Annotated in this window: 22 protein-coding genes and 3 tRNA genes; 12 read left to right on the forward strand and 13 right to left on the reverse strand. The window is 66.2% G+C overall.

Annotated elements, in window-relative coordinates; genetic code table 11:
* Positions 1-91: 91 nt before the first annotated feature.
* The 3 genes from KBY85_RS07380 to yidD are packed head-to-tail and all read right to left on the reverse strand — an operon-like array spanning position 92 to position 2,166.
* Complete coding sequence (locus KBY85_RS07380) at positions 92-1,585, reverse strand: UDP-N-acetylmuramoyl-L-alanyl-D-glutamate--2,6-diaminopimelate ligase (protein ID WP_254960880.1); 1,494 nt, start codon at positions 1,583-1,585, stop codon at positions 92-94.
* Between the two features lie 27 nt (positions 1,586-1,612).
* Positions 1,613-1,927, reverse strand: a complete 315-nt coding sequence (locus tag KBY85_RS07385) for a glutaredoxin family protein (protein ID WP_254960881.1) — start codon at positions 1,925-1,927, stop codon at positions 1,613-1,615.
* A complete protein-coding gene (gene yidD, locus KBY85_RS07390) occupies positions 1,927-2,166 on the reverse strand; it encodes a membrane protein insertion efficiency factor YidD (protein ID WP_254960921.1) in 240 nt (79 codons plus the stop codon). The genes KBY85_RS07385 and yidD overlap by 1 nt, the downstream gene beginning before the upstream one ends.
* A gap of 197 nt (positions 2,167-2,363) precedes the next feature.
* On the opposite strand from yidD, the gene rpsD reads away from it, so the two are divergent.
* Entirely contained in the window at positions 2,364-2,972 is a 609-nt protein-coding gene (rpsD, locus tag KBY85_RS07395) for a 30S ribosomal protein S4 (protein ID WP_254960882.1), read from the forward strand.
* Positions 2,969-3,118: a hypothetical protein gene (locus tag KBY85_RS07400; protein ID WP_254960884.1), complete on the forward strand. Its 150-nt coding sequence runs from the start codon at positions 2,969-2,971 to the stop codon at positions 3,116-3,118. Before rpsD ends, KBY85_RS07400 begins: the two co-directional genes overlap by 4 nt.
* Positions 3,119-3,189: 71 nt before the next feature.
* Here KBY85_RS07400 and trpC read toward each other — a convergent pair whose 3' ends face one another.
* The 5 genes from trpC to KBY85_RS07425 form a co-directional block, all read right to left on the reverse strand.
* Positions 3,190-4,077 (reverse strand): indole-3-glycerol phosphate synthase TrpC, encoded by an 888-nt coding sequence (gene trpC / locus KBY85_RS07405; protein ID WP_254960886.1) that lies wholly within the window; start codon positions 4,075-4,077, stop codon positions 3,190-3,192.
* A 5-nt stretch (positions 4,078-4,082) separates the two neighbouring features.
* Positions 4,083-5,558 (reverse strand): dihydrolipoyl dehydrogenase, encoded by a 1,476-nt coding sequence (lpdA, locus tag KBY85_RS07410; protein ID WP_254960889.1) that lies wholly within the window; start codon positions 5,556-5,558, stop codon positions 4,083-4,085.
* 38 nt (positions 5,559-5,596) lie between these two features.
* Positions 5,597-6,463 carry an RNA methyltransferase gene (locus tag KBY85_RS07415; protein WP_254960891.1) on the reverse strand — a complete coding sequence of 289 codons (867 nt, stop codon included), beginning with the start codon at positions 6,461-6,463 and terminating at the stop codon, positions 5,597-5,599.
* The gene (locus KBY85_RS07420) at positions 6,438-6,686 is read right to left on the reverse strand and encodes a hypothetical protein (RefSeq protein ID WP_254960893.1); all 249 of its coding nucleotides are present in this window, start codon (positions 6,684-6,686) and stop codon (positions 6,438-6,440) included. The genes KBY85_RS07415 and KBY85_RS07420 overlap by 26 nt, the downstream gene beginning before the upstream one ends.
* Positions 6,687-6,694: 8 nt before the next feature.
* A tRNA-Leu gene (locus KBY85_RS07425) sits at positions 6,695-6,778 on the reverse strand.
* 153 nt (positions 6,779-6,931) lie between these two features.
* On the opposite strand from KBY85_RS07425, the gene murA reads away from it, so the two are divergent.
* The 5 genes from murA (at position 6,932) to KBY85_RS07450 (ending at position 11,575) form a co-directional block, all read left to right on the forward strand.
* Positions 6,932-8,248: a UDP-N-acetylglucosamine 1-carboxyvinyltransferase gene (gene murA, locus KBY85_RS07430; RefSeq protein WP_254960894.1), complete on the forward strand. Its 1,317-nt coding sequence runs from the start codon at positions 6,932-6,934 to the stop codon at positions 8,246-8,248.
* A gap of 12 nt (positions 8,249-8,260) precedes the next feature.
* Positions 8,261-8,342: transfer RNA gene (locus KBY85_RS07435), tRNA-Leu, on the forward strand.
* Positions 8,343-8,365: 23 nt separating this feature from the next.
* Positions 8,366-9,580, forward strand: a complete 1,215-nt coding sequence (locus tag KBY85_RS07440; RefSeq protein WP_254960895.1) for an aspartate aminotransferase family protein — start codon at positions 8,366-8,368, stop codon at positions 9,578-9,580.
* Positions 9,581-9,587: 7 nt separating this feature from the next.
* Positions 9,588-10,874: a folylpolyglutamate synthase/dihydrofolate synthase family protein gene (locus KBY85_RS07445; protein ID WP_254960896.1), complete on the forward strand. Its 1,287-nt coding sequence runs from the start codon at positions 9,588-9,590 to the stop codon at positions 10,872-10,874.
* A 119-nt stretch (positions 10,875-10,993) separates the two neighbouring features.
* Positions 10,994-11,575, forward strand: coding sequence for a pentapeptide repeat-containing protein (locus KBY85_RS07450; protein WP_396121826.1), 582 nt, complete (start codon positions 10,994-10,996; stop codon positions 11,573-11,575).
* Here the strand turns inward: KBY85_RS07450 and KBY85_RS07455 are convergent.
* The 3 genes from KBY85_RS07455 to KBY85_RS07465 are packed head-to-tail and all read right to left on the reverse strand — an operon-like array spanning position 11,559 to position 14,582.
* A complete protein-coding gene (locus KBY85_RS07455; protein ID WP_254960898.1) occupies positions 11,559-12,938 on the reverse strand; it encodes an FAD-binding oxidoreductase in 1,380 nt (459 codons plus the stop codon). The two genes, KBY85_RS07450 and KBY85_RS07455, sit on opposite strands and share 17 nt — an antisense overlap.
* Positions 12,931-14,211 (reverse strand): amidohydrolase family protein, encoded by a 1,281-nt coding sequence (locus tag KBY85_RS07460; protein ID WP_254960899.1) that lies wholly within the window; start codon positions 14,209-14,211, stop codon positions 12,931-12,933. The genes KBY85_RS07455 and KBY85_RS07460 overlap by 8 nt, the downstream gene beginning before the upstream one ends.
* Complete coding sequence (locus KBY85_RS07465; protein ID WP_254960900.1) at positions 14,211-14,582, reverse strand: DUF4359 domain-containing protein; 372 nt, start codon at positions 14,580-14,582, stop codon at positions 14,211-14,213. Before KBY85_RS07465 ends, KBY85_RS07460 begins: the two co-directional genes overlap by 1 nt.
* 161 nt (positions 14,583-14,743) lie before the next feature.
* Here KBY85_RS07465 and KBY85_RS07470 point away from each other — a divergent pair, with 161 nt between their 5' ends.
* Positions 14,744-14,956: a hypothetical protein gene (locus KBY85_RS07470; RefSeq protein WP_254932365.1), complete on the forward strand. Its 213-nt coding sequence runs from the start codon at positions 14,744-14,746 to the stop codon at positions 14,954-14,956.
* A 73-nt stretch (positions 14,957-15,029) separates the two neighbouring features.
* Positions 15,030-15,102: transfer RNA gene (locus KBY85_RS07475), tRNA-His, on the forward strand.
* A 45-nt stretch (positions 15,103-15,147) separates the two neighbouring features.
* Here the strand turns inward: KBY85_RS07475 and KBY85_RS07480 are convergent.
* Positions 15,148-16,209, reverse strand: a complete 1,062-nt coding sequence (locus KBY85_RS07480; protein WP_254960901.1) for a DUF1611 domain-containing protein — start codon at positions 16,207-16,209, stop codon at positions 15,148-15,150.
* Positions 16,203-17,300: a dipeptide epimerase gene (locus tag KBY85_RS07485; protein WP_254960903.1), complete on the reverse strand. Its 1,098-nt coding sequence runs from the start codon at positions 17,298-17,300 to the stop codon at positions 16,203-16,205. Before KBY85_RS07485 ends, KBY85_RS07480 begins: the two co-directional genes overlap by 7 nt.
* A 138-nt stretch (positions 17,301-17,438) precedes the next feature.
* Here KBY85_RS07485 and miaB point away from each other — a divergent pair, with 138 nt between their 5' ends.
* From miaB to KBY85_RS07500, 3 genes are read left to right on the forward strand one after another with little or no spacing between them, the layout of a single operon-like run.
* Positions 17,439-18,812 carry a tRNA (N6-isopentenyl adenosine(37)-C2)-methylthiotransferase MiaB gene (gene miaB, locus KBY85_RS07490; protein WP_254960904.1) on the forward strand — a complete coding sequence of 458 codons (1,374 nt, stop codon included), beginning with the start codon at positions 17,439-17,441 and terminating at the stop codon, positions 18,810-18,812.
* Between the two features lie 33 nt (positions 18,813-18,845).
* Positions 18,846-19,943 (forward strand): D-alanine--D-alanine ligase family protein, encoded by a 1,098-nt coding sequence (locus KBY85_RS07495; protein WP_254960905.1) that lies wholly within the window; start codon positions 18,846-18,848, stop codon positions 19,941-19,943.
* Positions 19,940-20,350: a hypothetical protein gene (locus KBY85_RS07500; protein ID WP_254960906.1), complete on the forward strand. Its 411-nt coding sequence runs from the start codon at positions 19,940-19,942 to the stop codon at positions 20,348-20,350. The genes KBY85_RS07495 and KBY85_RS07500 overlap by 4 nt, the downstream gene beginning before the upstream one ends.
* The last annotated feature ends 13 nt before the right edge of the window (positions 20,351-20,363 follow it).

Genomic DNA, 20,363 nt, shown 5'->3' on the forward strand with positions numbered 1-20,363 from the left:
GTCACAAAGGTGTTTGATACAACAAGAGGAACGTACCCAGAGAAACTTGCACAAACAAGCCACTGGGTACATGTCGATACATCCGGAGCCCCTAAGTGACCCGCCTGAGGCGCAGGGCTTTCTCCGCCTCTTCCCGGTCGTCGAAGTGAACCTTGGTGGTGCCGAGGATCTGGTAGTCCTCATGGCCCTTGCCAGCGATCAGCACCAAATCCCCAGGTGCTGCCGCGGCAATGGCGGCTGCGATCGCCACCGCCCGGTCGGCCTCCACCTGCATGGAGGCTCCAGGGGCAATGCCGGCAGTCACATCGGCCAGGATTTGCTGGGCATCCTCGGTGCGGGGGTTGTCGGAGGTCACATAGAGCTGGTCAGCGAGCTGGGCGGCGATCGCTCCCATCTGGGGCCGCTTGCTGCGGTCGCGGTCGCCGCCACAGCCAAACACGCAGATCAGACGCCCCCCAGTGAAGGGGCGGCAAGCAGCCAGGGCGTTGGCCAGGCCATCGGGGGTGTGGGCGTAATCCACCAGCACGGCTGGATCGCCGCCGCCGTCGCCCACCACCACACGCTCCATGCGACCAGGCACGCCGCGGAAGTTGGCCAGCCCCTCCAGCAACCGGGGCAGGGGGACGCCCTGCTGGACCAGGGCACCAACCGCCTGCAGCAGGTTCATCAGGTTGAAGCGTCCCACCAAAGGCGAGTGGAATGCCCCCTCCCCCGCCGGCGTCTGCAGCACCCCGCGCACGCCGCCTGCACCCAGCTGCAAATCGCGGATGAACAGCTCGGCGCTGGGGTCTTCCAGGGAGCTGCGCCAGCAGGCTTTACCTAGACGGCTCACCAGCTGGGCGCCCCAGGGGTCGTCGCCATTCACCACCGCCCCACCCGCCAGCAGCGGCTCCGCAAACAACCGCGCCTTGGCCTCGAAATAGGCCTGCATCGAGGGGTGATAGTCGAGGTGATCCTGGGTGAGGTTGGTAAACACGGCGCCGGAGAAGTGGCAGCCAGCCACCCGCTGCTGATCAAGGGCATGGGAGCTCACCTCCATGGCAGCGATATGGGCACCGGCTTCAACGGCCTGGGCCAGCTGGGCCTGGAGCAGATCGGCGAAGGCCGTGGTGTGCTGGGCCGTCACGCTGTGGCCTGGCCAGCGGTTTACCAAGGTGCCAAACAGGGCCGAAGGCCTGCCTGACGAAACCGCCAGATGCTCAATCAAATAGGTGGTGGTGGTTTTGCCGTTGGTGCCGGTGACCCCAATCAGGGCCAGCCTGCGACTGGGCTGGGACCAGAAGGCAGCAGCCAGCTCTCCGGCCCAGCGGGTCAACGGCTCAGGCGCTACCAGCACCGCATCGCCTGGGCCAGGCGGCTGCAGGGCCGCCGCGGCCTCGCTAATCACCGCAGCTACCGCACCGGCCTGCAGTGCCTGGGGCCAGAAGCAGCCCCCATCCACCTGGCTGCCAGGCAGCCCCACAAACAAAGTGCCCCGCCCGATGCGGCGCGAGTCACAGCTGATGCCGCTCAACTCCCCGTTGGCCACGCCCGCCGGCACCTCCAAACCCACCTGCTGCAGGACTGGGTGGAGCAGCTGGGTCATGGCGTCGTCAGTAAAACTGGGGCCTATCTAAGCGTCCTGGCTGGAAAAACCGTGCTTCTGCAACCAAACCTGCAAGCTGGCGCCAGCCAGTCGGGGCGGCACCCTGGGCAGCTGCCGATCTCCCTGGCCGGAGCGCACCTGCAGCACCGGCACCTCCAGCCCAAAGCGGGCCTGCAGGGCGGGATCACCATCCACATCGATCAACTCCAGCGCCAGTGGAGGATCGAGGGCGCGCAACTTCTGCTCCAGTCCCTTGCACAGACAACACCCCTTGCGGGTTAGCAGCAGCAAAACCGGAAGCCCGGGGGAGGAAGAGGGCCAAGAGGGAGCGGAGGAGAGCATCAATCGGGCACCGGATCGCAACCGCAGGCGCTGAAGGGATGACAACGCAGCAGCCGGCGCAGGGTGAGCCAGCTGCCCCGCCAGGGCCCATGGCGGCTGATCGCCTCGAGGCCGTAGGCGCTGCAACTGGGAATGAAACGGCAGCGGGGCCCCAGCAAGGGCGAAATCCACTGGCGATAAAAGCCGATCAAGGCGAGCAATAGGGCCGCCAGGCCACGACTAAGCAATTGGGTCGGCAGTTGGGTTGAGCTCCCAAGCTCGGCCGCTTGCAGCGAGGCGAGGCCCGGCTCAGGCTGGAGATCGAGGCTGCGCGGCCCAACCGATAAGATCGATCGTTGGCGCGGCACAGCTCGAGTTAGCGGGGTCATCCCAGCATGCTCGATACCGCAGCGCCTTGCCTCCCAAGGGAGGTACTTCGTCCTTTGAATTTGTTTTCATGTCTCGCTACCGCGGCCCTCGCCTGAGGATCACGCGGCGCTTGGGAGACCTTCCCGGTCTCACCCGTAAGTCCGCCAAGCGGTCTTATCCCCCCGGTCAGCACGGCCAAGCCCGTCGCAAGCGCTCCGAATACGCCATTCGCCTCGAAGAGAAGCAAAAGCTTCGCTTCAACTACGGCATTTCCGAACGTCAGCTGGTTCGCTACGTGAAGAAAGCCCGTGCCCAGGAGGGTTCCACCGGAACCAACCTGCTCAAGCTTTTGGAAACCAGGCTCGACAACGTCTGCTTCCGCCTCGGTTTTGGCCCCACCGTTCCCGGTGCCCGCCAGCTCGTGAACCATGGCCACGTGACCGTGAACGGCCGCGTCGTGGACATCCCCAGCTACCAGTGCAAGGCCGGCGATGTGGTCGCCGTGCGCGAGCGCAAGCAGAGCAAGCAATTGGCTGAAGGCAACTTGGCCTTCCCGGGTCTGGCCAACATCCCGCCCCACCTGGAGCTCGATAAGAACAAGCTCGTCGCCAAGGTGATCAGCAAGTGCGAGCGCGAATGGGTCGCCCTTGAGATCAACGAACTGCTGGTGGTTGAGTTTTACTCCCGCAAGGTGTGAGCGCCTGGCTGCTGCGGCGGCCCCGAACTCCCCAAGCCCTCGCCCAGTGGCGGGGGCTTTTTGTTGCAGTCATTTTTGTAGCGACCGGCGTAGCGGCTGGGGTGGCGGCTGGCCTAGCGGCAGCGCCCAACCTGCGCGCTTCTTAGCTAAACCAGTGCTTAGCTAAGCCCTGGTTTAGCTAAGCACTGCAAACACAAAGATCAGCCCCTGCCGATCATCAGACGCTGCCGATCAAGGTCTCCAGGGCGGCGGTCACATCGGCCTGACGCATCAGCGCTTCGCCCACCAGCACCGCATCGGCGCCAGCACCCTGTACCCGGTCGAGGTCCTCGCGGGTGAACAGGCCCGACTCGCTCACCAGCAGGCAGCCCTTGGCGCGGATGCGTTCGCCATAAACGGCAGTGAGCTGCTCGGTGGTGGCCAGATCGGTATGGAAGCTGGCCAAATCGCGGTTGTTGATACCGATAAGTTGCACGCCATCAAGGCCCAGCACCCGCTCTAGTTCCTCGCCGTCGTGCACCTCCACCAGCACGGCCAAGCCCAGAGCCCTGGCCACCTTGAGCAGGTAAGCCAAATCCTGATCGCTGAGAATCGCGGCGATCAGCAGGGCCGCATCGGCCCCGGCGGCGCGGGCCTGAAATAGCTGATATGGGCTCAGGATGAAGTCCTTGCAGAGCAGGGGCAGATCAACCGCCTGGCGCACCTGCACCAGCACCTCAAAGCCACCCTGGAAAAACTGCTTATCGGTGAGCACCGAGAGGCAGCTAGCACCACCGGCGGCGTAGCCCTTGGCAATCGCTTCAGGATCGAAATCCTCGCGGATCACGCCCTTGCTGGGGCTGGCCTTTTTCACCTCGGCGATCACCGCCGGCTTGCGGCAGGAGGCCCGCAGGGCCGCCAAAAAATCCCTGGTCGCCGGCAGCTCAGCCACCTGCTGTTTGAGCTTCTCCAAGGGCACCCTCTCCCGGGCGGCCGTTATCTCCCGATCCTTCTCCCAGAGGATCTGCTCAAGAATGTGACGGGGCTCGCTGTCCTCGTGGCGGATGGCGTATTCGAGAAAGGCCACCTTCACCTTGGGGTTGGGCGGCCGGCGACGGATCTCCATGGTGCTCAGCCTGCCACCGCCATGGCTGCTTGCTTGTAGGCCACTTCCACCACCTCGCTCAAGGTGGGATGGGTGTGCACCTCGGTGGCCAGTTGCAAGACGCTCTGGCGGCGGGCCACGGCGTTAGCGATCTCCTGGATTAGGTCGGCCGCATGCAAACCAAAGATGTGGGCGCCCAGCACCTCACCGCTGGCTTTGTTGAACAGCAATTTCATCAGGCCTTCGCCCTCGAGTTCAGCCAGGGCCTTGGAATTGGCCTTGAAGTAGCTGCGCACCAGGCCCAGCTCAAAGCCCTCTTGCTCAGCAAGGGCTTGGGCGTCGGCCTCGCTCAGGCCCACCGAGCTGATCTCCGGGTGGGTGAAGGTGGCCGCTGGAATTGAGCGGTAGTCGATCTGGCGGCTGTGGCCAAGAATGTTGTCTACGGCCACGGTGCCTTGGGCGGCAGCGGTGTGTGCCAGCATCATCTTGCCGGTCACATCGCCTACGGCCCAAAGGTGCGGCACCGGCTCACCTCCCACCAGCACCCGCATGTGCTCGTCGACTGGCACGAAGCCCCGCTCGGTTTCCACACCAACGGCAGCCAGGTTGAGCTCGGCGCTTGTGGGCACGCGCCCAGTGGCCACCAGCACCGCATCCACCTCCAGGGTTTCCACAAGCTCCTTGGTGGCCATGTCTGCCAGCTCGATCTTCACCGGGCAGCCGGGGGTCACCTTGCGGGCCAGCACACCGGCGCGGGCGTCGATATCACGGCCATTGATCAAGGTGCGAGCAGCAAGCTTGGCGATGTCGGGATCGAAGGTGGGCATCACCCGATCGAGGGCCTCAATCATCGTGACCTCACAGCCCAAGGCCGTGTAGACATCGGCAAATTCCAGGCCGATGTAGCCGCTGCCGATGATCGCCAGCCAGCGGGGCAGCCACTCGAGGTTCACCGCCTCATCGCTGGTGAACACGGTGCGCCCATCTGTCTCGATGCCGCGGGGCACGAAAGGCTCAGAACCAGTAGCCAGAATCACATCGCGGGCGCTGATGGTGCGCTCGATGCCACTGCCGTTCTCGCGCACAGTGACCTGCTGATGGCCGGCCAGGCGGCCCTGACCCCGCAGGATCGTGGCACCGGCGCGCTCCAGGGTTTTGGTGAGATTGCTGCGGATAGTTGCCACCAGCTGGTTGGCATGGTCGGCGATCTTTTGGCGCTCAAAGCGCACTGGGGCGGCGTGGATGCCAAAGCCCGCCAGATGCTCGGCGTCGGCCAGCTCCCGCACCCGGCCGCTGGCCGCCAGCAGGGCCTTGGAGGGCACACAGCCCCTGTTCACACAGGTGCCGCCCATATCGCGCGACTCAACAATGGCGACCCGCAGGCCATGGTCGGCAGCGTGCTTGGCCGCATCGAAGCCGCCATAGCCGGCACCGACCACGATCACGTCGTAATCGAAGCTCGATCCGTCAAAGCTCGATCCGTGGAGGGGGGCTTCGCTCACCGGGCAGCACTGCGGTTGTTGACGGGCATTCTCCCCCGTCAAGCTCCAGCCTGCTGGCGCAGACGCTCGAGCAGTAGCGGAGCTGCCGCCACGGCCACATTGAGGGATTCCACCGCTGGGCTGTGGGGAATGGTGACGCGCTGGCTAGCCAGGGCCTGGAGCTCCGCTGACACCCCAGCCCCCTCATTGCCAAGCAGCAACACCGTGGGCCGGGTCCAATCGAGCTTCCAATAGGGAAGAGGTGCCGAAATAACAGCCACCGATCCGATCTCGGGGCGCACCGCAACCACCAGCTGCAGGCCGGCGGCCGTTGCCGCCTGCAACCGCTCCGCCAACTCCTGCCTGCTCTCTCGGACCATGGGCACGGCCAAGGCAGCCCCCGCCGAGGCGCGCAACACCTTGGGTTGAAATGGGTCAGCCCCATCGGCCAGCCACAGGGCCCCAACCCCCGCCGCCAAGGCAGTGCGCATCAAGGTGCCGAGGTTGCCGGGATCCTGGATCCCATCAAGGGCCAGCACAAAGCTGGCTGTGCCTGGAGCCGCTGCCGTCGGAGGCAGCAGGCTGGCCACCACTCCGTCGGGATGCTGGGTAGTGGCTATGGCTTCCAGCACCTCACCACCCACCAGTCGCCAACTGCAGCCTGGAGGCAGGGCTGCCACCAGCTCGCCATGGTCAGCCAGCCAAGCGGCGGTAGCCAAAACGTCCCTGGGCTGAAGCCCTAGACGCACCGCCTCCTGCAGGAGGTGGGTGCCTTCCAGCAGCAGCAACCCCTGCTCGCGGCGACCGCGAGACTCCTGCAGAAGACGCAGCTGCTTAACCAGCGGGTTGCGGCGGCTAGTGAGCGGCTCGGCAGCACCCAAGCCATCGCTAGGGATCACTTCAGAAAGCCTGGTGACGGCGCACATTCAAACCGTCGTGCACTACGAGCTCCTTGCCGTCTAAATCGAGACCACGCACCGAGGCGACCTCACCCTTCAGGCCTTCAGCATGGAGGTTTTCGACCAATTTCTTGATGACAATGTCCTCGATCGTGGATTGATCAAGGCTGTCGGGCGTAAGGCTCTCAAGGAATTTGCCTAACTTCGAGGCCATCACCTCGGAAGCGTTTGAGATCTTGAGAACGATCATGAGAAAAATGCGGATGGGGAGACTTGAACTCCCACGACATTGCTGCCACTAGTACCTGAAACTAGCGCGTCTACCAATTCCGCCACATCCGCGTGGCTGTCGCTAGAGCAGAGCTCGCTGCAACGGAGAAAACATACGCCATCGGCAACCCGCACCAGCGGTCGGAGCCAGTTCTGGCTGCGGCCGTCTAGACGATCTCACAATGTGTTGTCAATATGCTGCGACGTGAACCGGGCAGTCGTTCCATGGGTCTGATCGCTGTCCAATCACCTAGCAAGACCCGTTTCGTTCAAAATCCCCAGCTTGAAATCCGGGGCGGCCGGCGCCTCTCAGGCGAGCTGCACGTGAGTGGTGCCAAGAATTCAGCCTTGGTGCTCATGGCTGCCTGTCTGTTGACCAGGGACACCATCCGACTGAGAAACGTCCCTCCACTTACCGACATCACCGCCATGGGCGAAATGCTCAGCAGCCTTGGCGGTCAGGTCCACCGTGATGGTGACGCCCTGGAATTAAAGGGCGACTCAATCAATAGCTCTACAGCCCCCTACGAGCTGGTGAATAGCCTGAGGGCCAGTTTTTTCTGTATTGGCCCTCTGCTAGCCCGCACTGGCATGGCCAAGGTGCCCCTGCCAGGCGGCTGCCAGATCGGCACCCGGCCAGTCGTCGAGCACGTCAAAGGTCTCAAGGCCCTGGGCGCCCAGGTCACCATTGAGCACGGGGTCGTTACGGCCGTGGTGCCAGGCAGCGGCCATCGCCTCACGGGCGGCCGCATCCATATGGACTGCCCCAGCGTTGGCGCCACCGAGACATTAATGATGGCGGCCGCGCTCGCCGATGGTGAGACGTTGATCGAAAACGCCGCCCTTGAGCCAGAGGTGGTTGATCTAGCAGGCCTGCTGATCGCCATGGGCGCCAAGGTGCGCGGCGCCGGCACCTCCACGATCACGATAGTGGGTGTGGATCGCCTGCATGGCGCCGACTACGCCGTGATCCCAGATCGCATCGAAGCTGGCACGTTTCTACTGGCAGCCGCCATCACCCGCTCCCATTTGCGGGTAACCCCAGTGATCCCAGATCACCTTGGCGCCGTGCTCAGCAAGCTCGAGGAGGCGGGTTGCACCTTGGAGCACGACGGCGTCGGGCTCACCATCAAGGCCGATCAGATCAATGCAGTTGACCTGCGCACCCAGCCATTCCCCGGCTTCCCCACCGACCTGCAAGCCCCCTTCATGAGCCTGCTGGCCACGGCCCGAGGCACCAGCGTGATCACCGAAAACATCTTTGAAAATCGCTTGCAGCACGTGGGCGAACTGCAACGCATGGGTGCCGACATCCGCATGCAGGCCAACACCGCCTTTGTGGAAGGGGTGGCCCGCCTCAGCGGTGCTCCAGTGCAAGGCAGCGACCTGCGCGCCTCCGCCGCCATGGTGCTGGCTGGCCTAGCCGCAGACGGCATCACCAACGTGCGCGGCCTCGAATACCTAGACCGTGGCTACGCCAATCTTGAGGGCAAGCTCAATGCCGCCGGTGCCAGCATTGAGCGTGTCAGCTCGGCGGCTTAAGCTCTCAACTGCGGGAGCGTGCCGGAATTGGTAGACGGACTCGACTCAAAATCGAGCGCCTTCGGGTTTGTGGGTTCGAGTCCCACCGCTCCCATCTCGCCCATCACCCACTCAGGCATGTCTGCCTCAGCCGTGATGGACACCTACGCCCGCTTCCCGATCAGCCTCACCCGAGGCCGGGGAGTCTGGGTTTGGGATAGCAATGGCAAGCGCTATCTCGACTGTGTAGCCGGCATTGCCGTCTGCACCCTCGGTCATAGCGACGGGCGGCTGAAGCGGGCCCTAAGCCGCCAGCTGGGCAAGTTGCAGCACGTATCCAATCTGTATCGAATCCCCGAGCAGGAGGAACTCGCCGCTGCGATCACCGCCAGCAGCTGCCTGGATCGGGTTTTCTTCTGCAACTCCGGCGCTGAGGCCAATGAGGCCGCCATCAAGCTGGCCCGTAAGCACGGCCACACGGTGAGGGGCATCACCACTGGCGAGGGCAATGCGCCCCTAATCCTCACCGCCCAGGCCAGCTTCCACGGCCGCACCCTGGCTGCGGTTACAGCCACGGGGCAGCCCAAGTACCACCAGGGCTTTGAGCCGATGGTGCAGGGCTTCCGCTACTTCCCTTACAACGACACTGCCGCCTTTGAAGCCCTGCTCGCCACCTGCGAAGTGGAGGGTCCGCGGGTGGCCGCCGTGCTGCTCGAACCAATTCAGGGCGAAGGCGGCGTGCATCCCGGCAACAGGGCCTTTTTTCGGCGGGTGCGTGAGCTCTGCGACGCCCACAACATCCTGCTGATCTTCGATGAAGTGCAGATCGGCGTTGGCCGCAGCGGCCAGCTCTGGGGCTACGAGCAGCTGGGCGTCGAGCCCGATGCGATCACCCTGGCCAAGGGCCTCGGCGGCGGCATCCCCATCGGTGCCCTGGCGGTGAAAGCCTCAGTGGATCACTTCCGCCCCGGCGAACACGCCAGCACCTTCGGCGGCAACCCCTTCGCCTGCCGCGCCGGCCTCACCGTGCTAGCCGAACTAGAGCGGCGCGACCTGCTCAGCCACGTGCAGCGGATGGGCGCACTGCTGCAGGAGCTACTGGCCCAGCTGGTGAGCCGTCATCCCACCCTGCTGGAGGGGGTGCGGGGCTGGGGTCTGCTGCAAGGCCTGGTGCTGCGCGAAGAGGCCCCAAGCGCTCCGGACATCGTCAAGGCGGCCATGGGGCAGGGGCTGCTGCTGGTGCCCGCCGGCCCACGGGTGGTGCGCTTCGTGCCCCCGCTGGTGATCCAGCCCCGCCACCTGCGCCTGGCCGTCGACCGCCTCGAGCGCGCCCTAATCAGCCTTGGGCGATGAAACAGCCTTGGGCCCTGAAACAGCCGTGGGCCCTGAGCTCGACAATTTCGCCGACCTGATCGAGCCCTTCAGCCGCCGCGGCGTCGACCTGGGACTCGATCGCCTGCAGGCCGCCTTGGCCGAGCTCGGCAACCCCGAGCGCCGCTTTGCCGCCGTGCAGGTGGCGGGCACCAACGGCAAGGGCTCGATCTGCACCCTGGTGCACCAGGCCCTGCTGGCCGCCGGCATCCGCGCCGGCCTCTACACCTCGCCGCACCTGGTGAGCTGGACCGAGCGCATCCGGCTTGGCCATGACCCGATCGCCGCGCCATGCCTGCGCCGCCACCTGGAGATCGCCACGCCGATCGCCCAACGCCACCAGCTAACGCCCTTTGAACTGGTCACCGCCGCGGCCTTCCTGGCCTTCGCGGCAGCGGATCTGGAGCTGGTGGTGCTGGAGGTGGGACTGGGGGGCCGGCTCGACGCCACCACCTGCCATCCCCACCGGCCCGTGATCGGCTTTGCCTCGGTGGGGCTCGACCACGCTGAGTTCCTCGGGCCGGATCCAGCCACGATTGCCGCCGAAAAAGCCGGCGTGCTACAGCCGGGGGCCGTGGCAATTAGCGCTCCCCAGAGCCCGGAGGTGGCGGCGGTGCTGAGCGATAGCGCCGCCGCAGTGGGAGCCGAACTGCGCTGGGTGGAGCCGCTGGATCTCAACCAGTGGAACCTGGGGCTTTCAGGAGCAGTGCAGGCCGCCAATGGCGCCGTCGCCCTGGGCCTGCTGCGGGCATTAAAGGAGCGGGGCTGGCCGGTAAACGACCCAGCCATACGCCGCGGTTTCGCAGCAGCCCGCTGGCCAGGCCGACTACAACAACTGAGCTGGCACGGCCTACCCCTACTGCTCGATGGCGCCCACAACCTGCCGGCCGCCCTCGCCCTACGCGCCGAACTCGACGCCCATCCCGAGCGCCACGGCCTGGTCTCCGGCCCGCGCCACTGGCTGCTTGGCATGCTGGCCAACAAGCAGGGGCCGGAGATAGCCGCGGCCCTGCTGGCCCCAGGCGACCGGGCCTGGATCGTGCCGGTGGCGGGGCACGCCTGCTGGAGCCTTGAAGCCCTTACCGCCGCCTGTCCCAGACTCGCTAGCCAGCTGCACAGCGCCCCCAGCCTCGAGACCGGCCTGGCCCAAGCGGGAAGTGGTTTGCAACGCGTGGTAGTTGCTGGCTCTCTCTACCTACTCGGCCAGGCAGCCACATCACAGCAGGCCCCAGTTGCAAGCCCAGGGACATCTGAAGGGACTTCTGACTTTGGTTAATCAGGCTTTTGCTTGTTAGCTTAGCTAAGGCTAGGTCAAGTCATAAAACACGCGCCTACTCCTCCCCTTCTGCCACTCCACACCATCCAGGCCAGAGTGAGGTCCCGCGGCCCATCCCCATGGCTCCCTTCTTCGAGCTCCTCTTAGTGGCCCAGTCAGTAGCCAAATCAGTGGCGAAATCAGGAGCAAAATCAAGCGCGAGATCAATAGGGAAATCAGTAGCCCTTTCCCTAGCTCTGGGGCTGCTGCTGGTGCTGTCTCCACTGCTTTCTCCACTGCCGGCAGCGGCCGACTTCTCCGGCGTGGACTACACGCTCACCAACCAGAACGAGCAGGATTTCAGCGGTCAGGATCTAGCCAATACCTCGTTCGCTGGGGCCACCGGACGGCACGCCAACTTCAGCGGCGCCGATCTGCACGGGGCGATCCTCACCCAGGCGGCCTTCCCCAATGCCAATTTCGCCGGCGCCGATCTCAGCGGCACCCTGATGGACAAGGTGGACCTCTCCGGAGCCGATCTCAGCGGAGCCATTCTCACCGGGGCGATCGCTTCAGGCAGCAGCTTCCGCGGCGCCAACGTCACCGATGCCGACTTCAGCGACGCCCTGATCGACCGGGTGGACCAGCGCTCCCTCTGCCGCGATGCCGAAGGCACCAACCCGATCACAGGCGCCGACACTCGCCTCAGCCTGGGCTGTTAAGCCAGCCGCGCAATTTGCCTGGGTTGAGCAGGCCAGCCGGGTCGTAGGCGGCCTTTGCTGCCACCTGGTCGGCATCGATCACACCCAAGCCGCCATCTTCGACGCTGATCACGTGGGGGTTAAACAACACGGCACCGCAGCGGCGGCAATCGTCTAGCAGCTGCTGCAGGGCCTCCTCGCCGCGCCAGCGCAGCAGCGGCAGGGCCGCCAGCCGGGCCGCACCCTGCTGCCTCACGGCCTCCAGGTGCCAAAGCAGGTCGTCGCCCCATTGCTGCCGCAGGCGCTCCAGACAGGGGGCCTCCGGCTGGGGCAGCAGCATCTGCAGGTAGGTCCAATCCGGATGCTGGGCGCGCCAATGCAGGGTGGTGTGGTTCCAGCTGAGCTCCCGCAGCGGCAGCCCCCGGCTCTGGCCCTGGGGAGCCTGCCAGCGCAGCGCTCCGCCCTTGGCCGCCAGCCAGCTCGGCAACACCTCCAGGGCTGCGGGGGCGGCCAGCAACAACAGGCGCTGCTCACCAGGCTCGGGCGCCGGACAGCCCGCCGGCCAGGGGAGCTGGCTAACCAGCGGCGCCTCCAGCACGGTGATGGCATTCAGCTCAAAGGCCGTGCTTGTAAGGGCCTGGGCCGCCGCCAGGGCCTGCCCCCACTGCTCGAAACCCACCACCAGCTGCTGCCAAACCACCGCCTCGCTGGTGGGCAGCCGCAGGGCAGTGATGATGCCATTGGTGCCGTAGGCGTGGTTGAGCGGGGCGCTGGCCGCAGCATCGAGCTGCAGCAACCGCGGCTCGGGCTCGAGGGTTACCACCTCCAGACCCAGCAGGTTGCCGGGATCGCGCAGAAAACCCCAGCGCAGGGAGCCGATGCCGCCGGAGCCACCGGCGATAAAACCACCGATGCTGGCGCTGCGCACCGTGCTGGGCACCAGCCGCAGGGCCCGGCCCCGGGGGGCCAACTGCTTCTCGATCGCCCCCATCAAGGCGCCTGCCTCCACCTCGAGCACCCCGGTGGCTTCATCCAGCTGGCGCAGCTGATTGAGGCCGCTGAGATCCAGCACCAGCCCGCCTTCCAGCGGCACGCACTGGCCATAGTTGCCCGTGCCGGCACCCCGCACCGTCAAGGGCACGCCCTGGCGAGCACAGGCTCCTGCCACCAGCAGCACCTGCTCCACCGTGGTGGCTCTAGCCACCAGCTGGGCGCGGCAGCCCTGCAGCAGGGGCACCAGCACCGGCGAGTAGTCGTAGTAGTCGCGGGAGAGCCGCTCCAGCTCCAGCGGCGACTCGGCCCCGAGCAGCGGCAGGGCCGAATCCAACCGGCGCAGCTCAGCTGCCAGGGCAGTGATCTGGGCCTCAGGGCAACGCTCAGCCATGGGGTGGCAAAAGGGGTGAAGGCTTCTCAGCTTCGGGCGGCGGCAGCCAGACGCCTTGACGCAATACCCGCCGCTGGGGCGGCCGGGCCAGCAGCTCCCCCCAGCTACCAGACCCAAGCAGCACTAAATCGGCTGGGGCCCCAAGCCGCACCACCCCATCCCAGGCCAGCTCCAGCACCGCTGCGGCGGCGGTGCTGAAGGGGGCCAGGCCCAGCCGCTGCCAGGGCATCAATTGGCAGAGCGGCGCCGACCAGCGCAGCAGCTCAATGGGATCGAAATCACCACCTGGATACCAGGGGTCTTGCACGTTGTCGCCGCCGATAGCCAGCCTCACGCCCGCCTGCTGCAGGCTGCGGATCGGCGCCAGGGGCCGCCGCCAGGGGGTGCGCCCGGGCCGGCGCCCCAGCAGCCAAAAATTGGTGGTAGGCAGGGCTACCACGGCGATGTTGGCGGCGGCCAGCCGATCCGCCAGCCGGTCGCAGTTGCGTTGCGGCAACAGGGCCATGCTGCTGGCGTGGCTGCAGGTGATCGCCACGGCGCGGCGCTGCTCCAACACCAACTGGGCCACCATCGCCACCCCCTCGCCAGGGCAGGAAACGGCCTCATCAACGTGCAGATCCACCCCGCAACCATGGCGCTCGGCCAGGTCAAGCAGGGCCAGCAGGGCCTCGCGGTCGACGTTGCGGCTAGCGGCACCCTGGCCATAGGGCGGCCCGATCACCCCACCCAGCAGCCCCTGGCCAGCGGCCACCCGCCGGGCCAGGGCCTGCCCCTCCGCCGTGAGCCAATGGGCCATTGGTGCCAGGGCCACCAGCTGCAGCTCCAGCCGCTCGCGCCAGCGCTCACGGGCCGCCAACAGGGCTTCCCAGCTGGGTTCGGCCCCAGCCCCAACGCTATCGATATGGCTGCGGATCGCCCGCACGCCGTTGCGCCAGGCCCGCTCCAAGGCCCGCTCAGCCCGCTCAGCCACCTGCTCAACGCTGCGCTGAGCGTATTCGCGTTGGTTAGCAGCTAAGGCCGCCGCCATCGTGCCCTCCCGGTTGGGAAAGGCGGCGGCGCTGAAAGCCTTATCCAAGTGGGCATGGGGCTCAATCAGGGGAGTTAGGGCCAGGGGCAGGCTGGCCGCCGCCGCCTGGGCGGGCAGGGGCGAAATGGCCGTGATCCGTCCCGCCTCGAAAGCGATGCTCAGGGACACCAGCCCATCCGCATCGGCGCGAAACTCGGCTCCGCCCAGGCGCGGATCCAGCAGCCCCCGGGGCAGGCGCAGCTTCACTAAGGGCTCTCGGGACGGTCGGTGGCAGCGCTGATCAACACAAATTGACCGGCTACGCCCACCACGGTGGAGCGAAAGCGCGGCACCTGCCAGCGCAGCAGCGATTGGCCGCCCAGCTCACTTTCGAAAACACTCAACAGGCCGTAGCTGCGGCGGCGGGTGTGGCTGAGCACCACGGCCGCCAAGGCCGCTCGCTGGGCCTGAACAAGCCCCACACAGTTGTTGATCGCCATCCGCAACAGCACCGGCACGCCGCCATCGCCGCAGAGCTCCTTGCTGATCTCTTCCACTAGGCGATCACCGGCGTAGGCGCGGAAATCGGCAGGGGATGGATTGGTGAGGGCAAGCCCGCCAGCGGCTAGGCCGAGCATGATCAAGCCAGGCGCCCATGCGAAGCGGGCCGGGGTGTCCGAACGGCAGACCAAACGGTGCAAAGTTGCAGGCAATCAAGGTTGGCACCCTTTGCTCGCCACGGCAGGCGCCTTGCCCCAACCCTCAACGTCCTGTCTAATGCAAGCCCAGGGGCAAGGGCATGGACCAGAAGCTCATTGGCACGGCCTTTCTGGCTGCCCTGGCAGCAGCCCTGCTCGACGCCGACTCAGCAGCATTTCTACGCGACCTAGTCGGGCCCTGGCTGCGCTCGCCGCTGCTGGTGCCAGTGGCCGGCGTGCTGCCCGAACTGCAAACAGGCGCGGGGATTCTCTGCCTGGTGGCAATTCCAATCCTGTGGCTGAGGCCGCGGTAGCTGCGCTGAAGCAGGTCGCCGCAACGGGTGAGAAGCCTTGACAGGCCACGACTTGCTACATTCCAAGGGCGCGGCGGGCGTCGCCAAGCGGTTAAGGCAGCGGCTTGTGGTGCCGCCATCCGGGGGTTCGAATCCCCTCGCTCGCCCTTGATTCCCTAGCCGTCCCCACCTTCGGGGCGGCTTTTTTGTGACTACTGCAGCGCCTGCAGCAAAACCCCAGCCCCATGCCGCACCGGATCGGCGCAGGGCAAGCCGAGCTCGGCCGCGGTGGCGTCAACAGCAAGCTGAGCGGCGGCGGCGTCCAATCGGGCGGTGTTGAGCGCCACGGCCCGCACCCGCGGCCGCAGGCCATCGGGACGCCCCAAGGCCGCCAGGGCCTCCAGCGCCGCGATCAACTCGGGCAGGGGCGGGATCGCCACCGGCACCTCCCCTGGCCGGGTGCGCACGTGGCTCTGGCCAGCGCGGTGCACCAGCAGCAGTTCGGTGGGCTGGCTGCCGCGCAGCAGGGGCAAGGTGGCGCTGGAGCCCGGATGGCAAAGCGACCCCTGGCCCTCCACCAGCAGCAACGCCTGCGGCCCGGCCCCAACGGCGGCGGCCAGCACGGCCGCCTCCACGGCACCGGCGGCGTAATCAATCCGCACGGCATCGAGGGCCACGCCCTGGCCGCTGATCAAGATGCCCGCCTGACCCGTGCCCACAAAGCGGGCATCAAGGCCGCAGCGCCTGGCCTCAGCCTGCAACTCCAAGCAGGCGCTCATCTTGCCCACGGCCATATCCGAACCCACGGCCAGCACCCGGCGGCAGGGCAGGGCAGCAGCTCGCGCGGCCGCCACCTCCAAGCCAGCCGGCTCCTGGCGCAGATCCCAGATCCACTGGCCGGCTCGGCGGCAGGCGGCAGCCAGCTCGGGATCATCGCCAAGGCGGCTGTGCAGGCCACTGGCCAGGTTCAGCCCCGCCTCCAGCGCCGCCAGCAGATCGGTCCGCATCGCTGGTGGCAGGCGGCCACCGGAGGGGGCCAGCCCCACCACCGCCACCTCGGGCCCGTAGGCCAGTGCCGCCGCCATATCAGCCACCACCGGCACAGCCCGCTCAATGCCGCTCACCTGCTGCAGGTCGGAGCCAGCGAAAGCCGGATCGATCACCGCCACGATTGGCCCACTGCGATAGCGCAACATCGCCAAACCGGTCTTGCCGCTGAGGTCGTCGAGGCCGCCGTGGAGCAGCAGCACGACCGGAGCGCTTGGGCTCAACATGACGCCTGCCCCATGGAGATACCCAGATTGATGCCAAGGCCGGGGCCCGCTGGCGGAATCAGCACGTCTCCCTCCAGGGTCAATCCGGTGAAGGGGTCGTCCACCAGGTTGAGATGGCTATCGAGATCGGGCCAGGTCACTAGGGGCAGCAGCTGGGCTGCCGCGCCATTGAGCAGGGCGCCATCCGAGTAGCACCCCAGCATCACCCCTAAACCCAGGCGGCGAGCCGTCTGGGCCAGCAGCAGGGCCTCGCCAAGGCCACCGCTCTTAAGCAACTTGATGTTGATGCCATCCACGTGGGGGGCCAGCCGCAGCAGATCGGCCAGCTGCCAGCAGCTCTCATCGGCCACCAGGGGCAGGGGAGATTCGCCATGCAAGGCCGCAAAACCAGCGCTGTCAGCCTCCGGATCCAGCAGGGGCGCCAGGGGCTGCTCGAGCAGCACCACGCCGGCCCGCTCCAGGGGCTCGAGCATGGCCCGGGCTGTGGCCAGATCCCAGCCGCCGTTGGCATCCACCTGCAGCTCGCAGGCTCTACCCGTCTGCTGGCGCCGCTGCTCGAGGGCGGTAGCCACCCCCTCCAGCAGGGGCAGGTCGTGGGCGATGCCAGCGGGGCTGCCCAGCTTGAGCTTGATGCGGGTGGCAGGCAACTGCAGCCACCAGCGCTCAAGCCTCGCCAGGACAGCCTCGGGCGTACCTAAGCCAAGGGTGACGCTGGTGGCGACACAGGCGCCTGGATCCAGGCCCCAGAGCCGGTACAGGGGCTGATTCAACCTTTTGCCCCACCAGTCGTGCAGGGCCAGATCCAAGCCGCAACGGGCCGGGGGGCTCAGGGCGGCCAGCAGGGGCTCCAGGGCCTGCAGGGGCTCCGGCGCCAGGGCGGCCAGCTGGGGGGCAACCGCCTCCAGCTCCGCCGCAACGGCATCGGTGTCGTAATGGCGGTGGCCGGTATCGAAGCCGCCGGTCTCGCCGATGCCCGTGAGCCCGTCGTGCTCAAGGCTCACCAGCAGGTGCTCCGCCGCAGCCGTCGTGCCGCGGCTGATGGCCAGGGGCACGGCCTTGGTGAGCTGAAAGCGTTGCAGGCGAAGCTGCATCAGGGCTAAGGGGCTGGTCTCAAGCTGACACGGGTCTGGCACACGTCCTGGAATCCGTACAGCGTGTACAGATTCCAGGACACCAGACCAGGTCCCTTTTCCCGCCAGCCGCCAACCCTGATGGCCGAAACTAGTTGCATGACGGCCACCAACCTCAGCACCAACGTCCCCCGCGGCAGCTACTGGATCACCACCTTTGGCTGCCAGATGAACAAGGCGGATTCCGAGCGCATGGCCGGGATCCTGGAAGCCATGGGCTACCGGGCCGGCACAGACGAGCACAGCGCCGATTTGGTGCTTTACAACACCTGCACAATCCGCGATAGCGCCGAGCAGAAGGTTTACAGCTACTTAGGCCGCCAGGCCCAACGCAAGCGAATCAACCCCAACCTCACCCTGGTGGTAGCGGGCTGTGTGGCCCAGCAGGAGGGCGAATCTTTGCTGCGGCGAGTGCCCGAGCTGGATCTGGTGATGGGCCCCCAGCACGCCAATCGGCTAGACACCCTGCTGGCCCAGGTGGAGCAGGGTCAGCAGGTGCTAGCCACCGGTGAGCAGCACATCCTTGAAGACATAACCACCGCTCGCCGCGACAGCCAGGTATGCGGCTGGGTGAATGTGATCTACGGCTGCAATGAGCGCTGCACCTACTGCGTGGTGCCCTCGGTGCGCGGCCAGGAGCAGTCGCGGCTGCCCGAAGCGATCAAGCTGGAAATGCAGGGCCTGGCGGCACGCGGCTTCAAGGAGATCACCCTGCTGGGCCAAAACATCGATGCCTACGGCCGCGACCTGCCCGGCATCACCCCCGAAGGCCGCCGCGCCCACACCCTCACCGACCTGCTCCATCACGTCCACGACGTGGCCGGAATTGAGCGGATCCGCTTTGCCACCAGCCACCCGCGCTACTTCACCGAGCGGCTGATCGATGCCTGCGCCGACCTACCCAAGGTGTGCGAGCACTTCCATGTGCCCTTCCAGAGCGGCGACGATGACGTGCTTAAAGCCATGGCCCGCGGCTACACGGTGGATCGCTACCGCCGCATCGTTGAGCGCATCCGTGAGCGCATGCCCGATGCCTCGATCAGTGCCGATGCGATCGTGGCTTTCCCCGGCGAAAGCGACGCCCAATACCGCCGCACCCTGGCCCTGATTGAAGAGATCGGCTTCGACCTGGTGAATACCGCCGCCTACTCGCCGCGTCCCAACACCCCAGCAGCCGACTGGCCAAACCAGCTCAGCGAGGCGGTGAAGGTGGAACGCCTGCAGGAGCTCAACGCCCTGGTGGAGCGCACCGCCCAGCAGCGCAGCAACCGCTACGCCGGCCGCTGTGAGCAGATCCTGGTGGAAAGCAGCAATCCCAAAAACTCCAATCAGGTGATGGGCCGCACCCGCACCAACCGGCTCACCTTTTTCCCCGGCCAAAACGCCGATGGCAGCCCGATCAAACCGGGCGACCTAGTAACGGTGCAAATCGAAGAGGTGCGCGCCTTCTCCTTGAGCGGCAAACTGGCCTGAGTTTTGGGCCCCCTGGGTCCCATACCGGCTGGCATGACTCCCACCCCCATCGCCGTTGGTCTGATCTTTGGGGGAGCCTCCGGCGAACACGCCGTCTCAATCCGTTCCGCCGCCACGGTGGCGGCGGCCGTGCGGGATGGCGAAAACGCATCGAGCTACGCGCTGCATTGCTTTTACATCGACCCCGAAGGACGCTGGTGGGGAGCTGAGTTGGCCGATGCTGTGTTGCGCCAGGGCAGCCCGGCCCGGCTCGAGCAACTGCCCCAACCGCTGCCGCCGCCTGGATTCCGGGGCTTACCTGCCGGCGCCCTGGAGATCGATGTGTGGCTGCCGGTGCTGCACGGCCCCAACGGCGAAGACGGCACGATCCAGGGCCTGTTCACCCTGATGCAGGTTCCCTATGTGGGTTCGGGTGTGCTGGGCTCGGCGGTGGGCATGGATAAGCAGGCGATGAAGGCCGCCTTCGCCGCCGCCGGCCTGCCCCAGGTGCCCTATGCCTGCGTGTCAGCGAGCGCAGCGGCCCAAAACGACGACGCCCTGCTCGACCAGCTGGAGAGCCAGCTCGGCTACCCCTGCTTCGTGAAACCAGCCAACCTCGGCTCTTCGGTTGGCATCAGCAAGGCCACTGATCGGGCCAGCCTGCAGGCCGGTCTGAAGCTTGCCGCCGCCCTTGATCCGCGGCTGGTGGTGGAGCAGGGGGTGACGGCCCGCGAGCTGGAATGCGCGGTGCGGGGCGGCGGCCACCAGCCCCTGCAGGCCTCGGTGCTGGGCGAAATCTGCTTTGAAGCCGATTGGTACGACTACGAAACCAAATACAGCGAGGGCAAAAGCCACACCGTGATCCCGGCGCTGGTGCCAGAGGCGGTGGCTGAACGCTGCCGGACCATGGCGATCGAGGCCTGTGAGGCCGTTGGTGCCATGGGGCTTTCGCGGGTTGACTTCTTCTTCTGCGAAGCCAGTGGCGAACTGTGGCTCAACGAGATCAACACCCTGCCGGGCTTTACCAGCCAGAGCATGTACCCGATGCTCTGGGCCGCCACGGGTGTGGCCCTGCCCACCTTGGTGCGCGAATTGATCGAAGGGGCCCGACAATGGCATTTCCAGGTATCTAGTGGAGGCCCTTCGACATGAGTCACGGCCTGCTTTGGCTGCCACTGCTTTTAGTGTTCGTACTGCTCACCGCCCTGGGCTGGCTCGAGCGGCGGCGGCAGCGCTTGTTTCGCGAATGGGCCGAGGGCTCCGAGCTGGCCAAACTCGACAGCTGCGGCGGCGCCCGGCTGGTGGATGGCCTGCTGACTTGGTGCTCCTTCGAAGCCGGTCAACTCAAGCAAGATGACTTTTTTGTGATTAAGCAGCTCGAATTGGTTGAGCTGCTTTCGCTGGGTTCGGGCGAGGCGCCCCTCACCGAAGAGAGCCAGGGGGCTTGCCGACTGCGCTTAGTGGGTGGTGGCGAACAAAAAGACCTGCCCTTCGCCGATTCAGAGCGGGCCCGGCGCTGGATCGATGAGCTGATGTCGCGCTCGCGCTGCGAGTTGTGAGCCAGGAGTGGAG

It is taken from the genome of Cyanobium sp. BA5m-10 (assembly GCF_024346255.1).
In the GTDB taxonomy this organism is placed as follows: domain Bacteria; phylum Cyanobacteriota; class Cyanobacteriia; order PCC-6307; family Cyanobiaceae; genus Cyanobium_A; species Cyanobium_A usitatum.

What these genes read in the sequence shown, in the direction of transcription:
- KBY85_RS07465 (WP_254960900.1), bottom strand. Translation starts at nt 14,582, where the DNA reads ATGCTCGGCCTAGCCGCTGGCGGGCTTGCCCTCACCAATCCATCCCCT.
- murA (WP_254960894.1), top strand. Translation starts at nt 6,932, where the DNA reads ATGGGTCTGATCGCTGTCCAATCACCTAGCAAGACCCGTTTCGTTCAA.
- KBY85_RS07385 (WP_254960881.1), bottom strand. Translation starts at nt 1,927, where the DNA reads ATGCTCTCCTCCGCTCCCTCTTGGCCCTCTTCCTCCCCCGGGCTTCCG.
- KBY85_RS07450 (WP_396121826.1), top strand. Translation starts at nt 10,994, where the DNA reads ATGGCTCCCTTCTTCGAGCTCCTCTTAGTGGCCCAGTCAGTAGCCAAA.
- miaB (WP_254960904.1), top strand. Translation starts at nt 17,439, where the DNA reads ATGACGGCCACCAACCTCAGCACCAACGTCCCCCGCGGCAGCTACTGG.
- trpC (WP_254960886.1), bottom strand. Translation starts at nt 4,077, where the DNA reads ATGGAGATCCGTCGCCGGCCGCCCAACCCCAAGGTGAAGGTGGCCTTT.
- KBY85_RS07420 (WP_254960893.1), bottom strand. Translation starts at nt 6,686, where the DNA reads ATGATCGTTCTCAAGATCTCAAACGCTTCCGAGGTGATGGCCTCGAAG.
- KBY85_RS07485 (WP_254960903.1), bottom strand. Translation starts at nt 17,300, where the DNA reads ATGCAGCTTCGCCTGCAACGCTTTCAGCTCACCAAGGCCGTGCCCCTG.
- KBY85_RS07415 (WP_254960891.1), bottom strand. Translation starts at nt 6,463, where the DNA reads ATGTGCGCCGTCACCAGGCTTTCTGAAGTGATCCCTAGCGATGGCTTG.
- KBY85_RS07380 (WP_254960880.1), bottom strand. Translation starts at nt 1,585, where the DNA reads ATGACCCAGCTGCTCCACCCAGTCCTGCAGCAGGTGGGTTTGGAGGTG.
- KBY85_RS07480 (WP_254960901.1), bottom strand. Translation starts at nt 16,209, where the DNA reads ATGTTGAGCCCAAGCGCTCCGGTCGTGCTGCTGCTCCACGGCGGCCTC.
- KBY85_RS07470 (WP_254932365.1), top strand. Translation starts at nt 14,744, where the DNA reads ATGGACCAGAAGCTCATTGGCACGGCCTTTCTGGCTGCCCTGGCAGCA.
- KBY85_RS07440 (WP_254960895.1), top strand. Translation starts at nt 8,366, where the DNA reads ATGTCTGCCTCAGCCGTGATGGACACCTACGCCCGCTTCCCGATCAGC.
- KBY85_RS07495 (WP_254960905.1), top strand. Translation starts at nt 18,846, where the DNA reads ATGACTCCCACCCCCATCGCCGTTGGTCTGATCTTTGGGGGAGCCTCC.
- KBY85_RS07455 (WP_254960898.1), bottom strand. Translation starts at nt 12,938, where the DNA reads ATGGCTGAGCGTTGCCCTGAGGCCCAGATCACTGCCCTGGCAGCTGAG.
- rpsD (WP_254960882.1), top strand. Translation starts at nt 2,364, where the DNA reads ATGTCTCGCTACCGCGGCCCTCGCCTGAGGATCACGCGGCGCTTGGGA.
- KBY85_RS07500 (WP_254960906.1), top strand. Translation starts at nt 19,940, where the DNA reads ATGAGTCACGGCCTGCTTTGGCTGCCACTGCTTTTAGTGTTCGTACTG.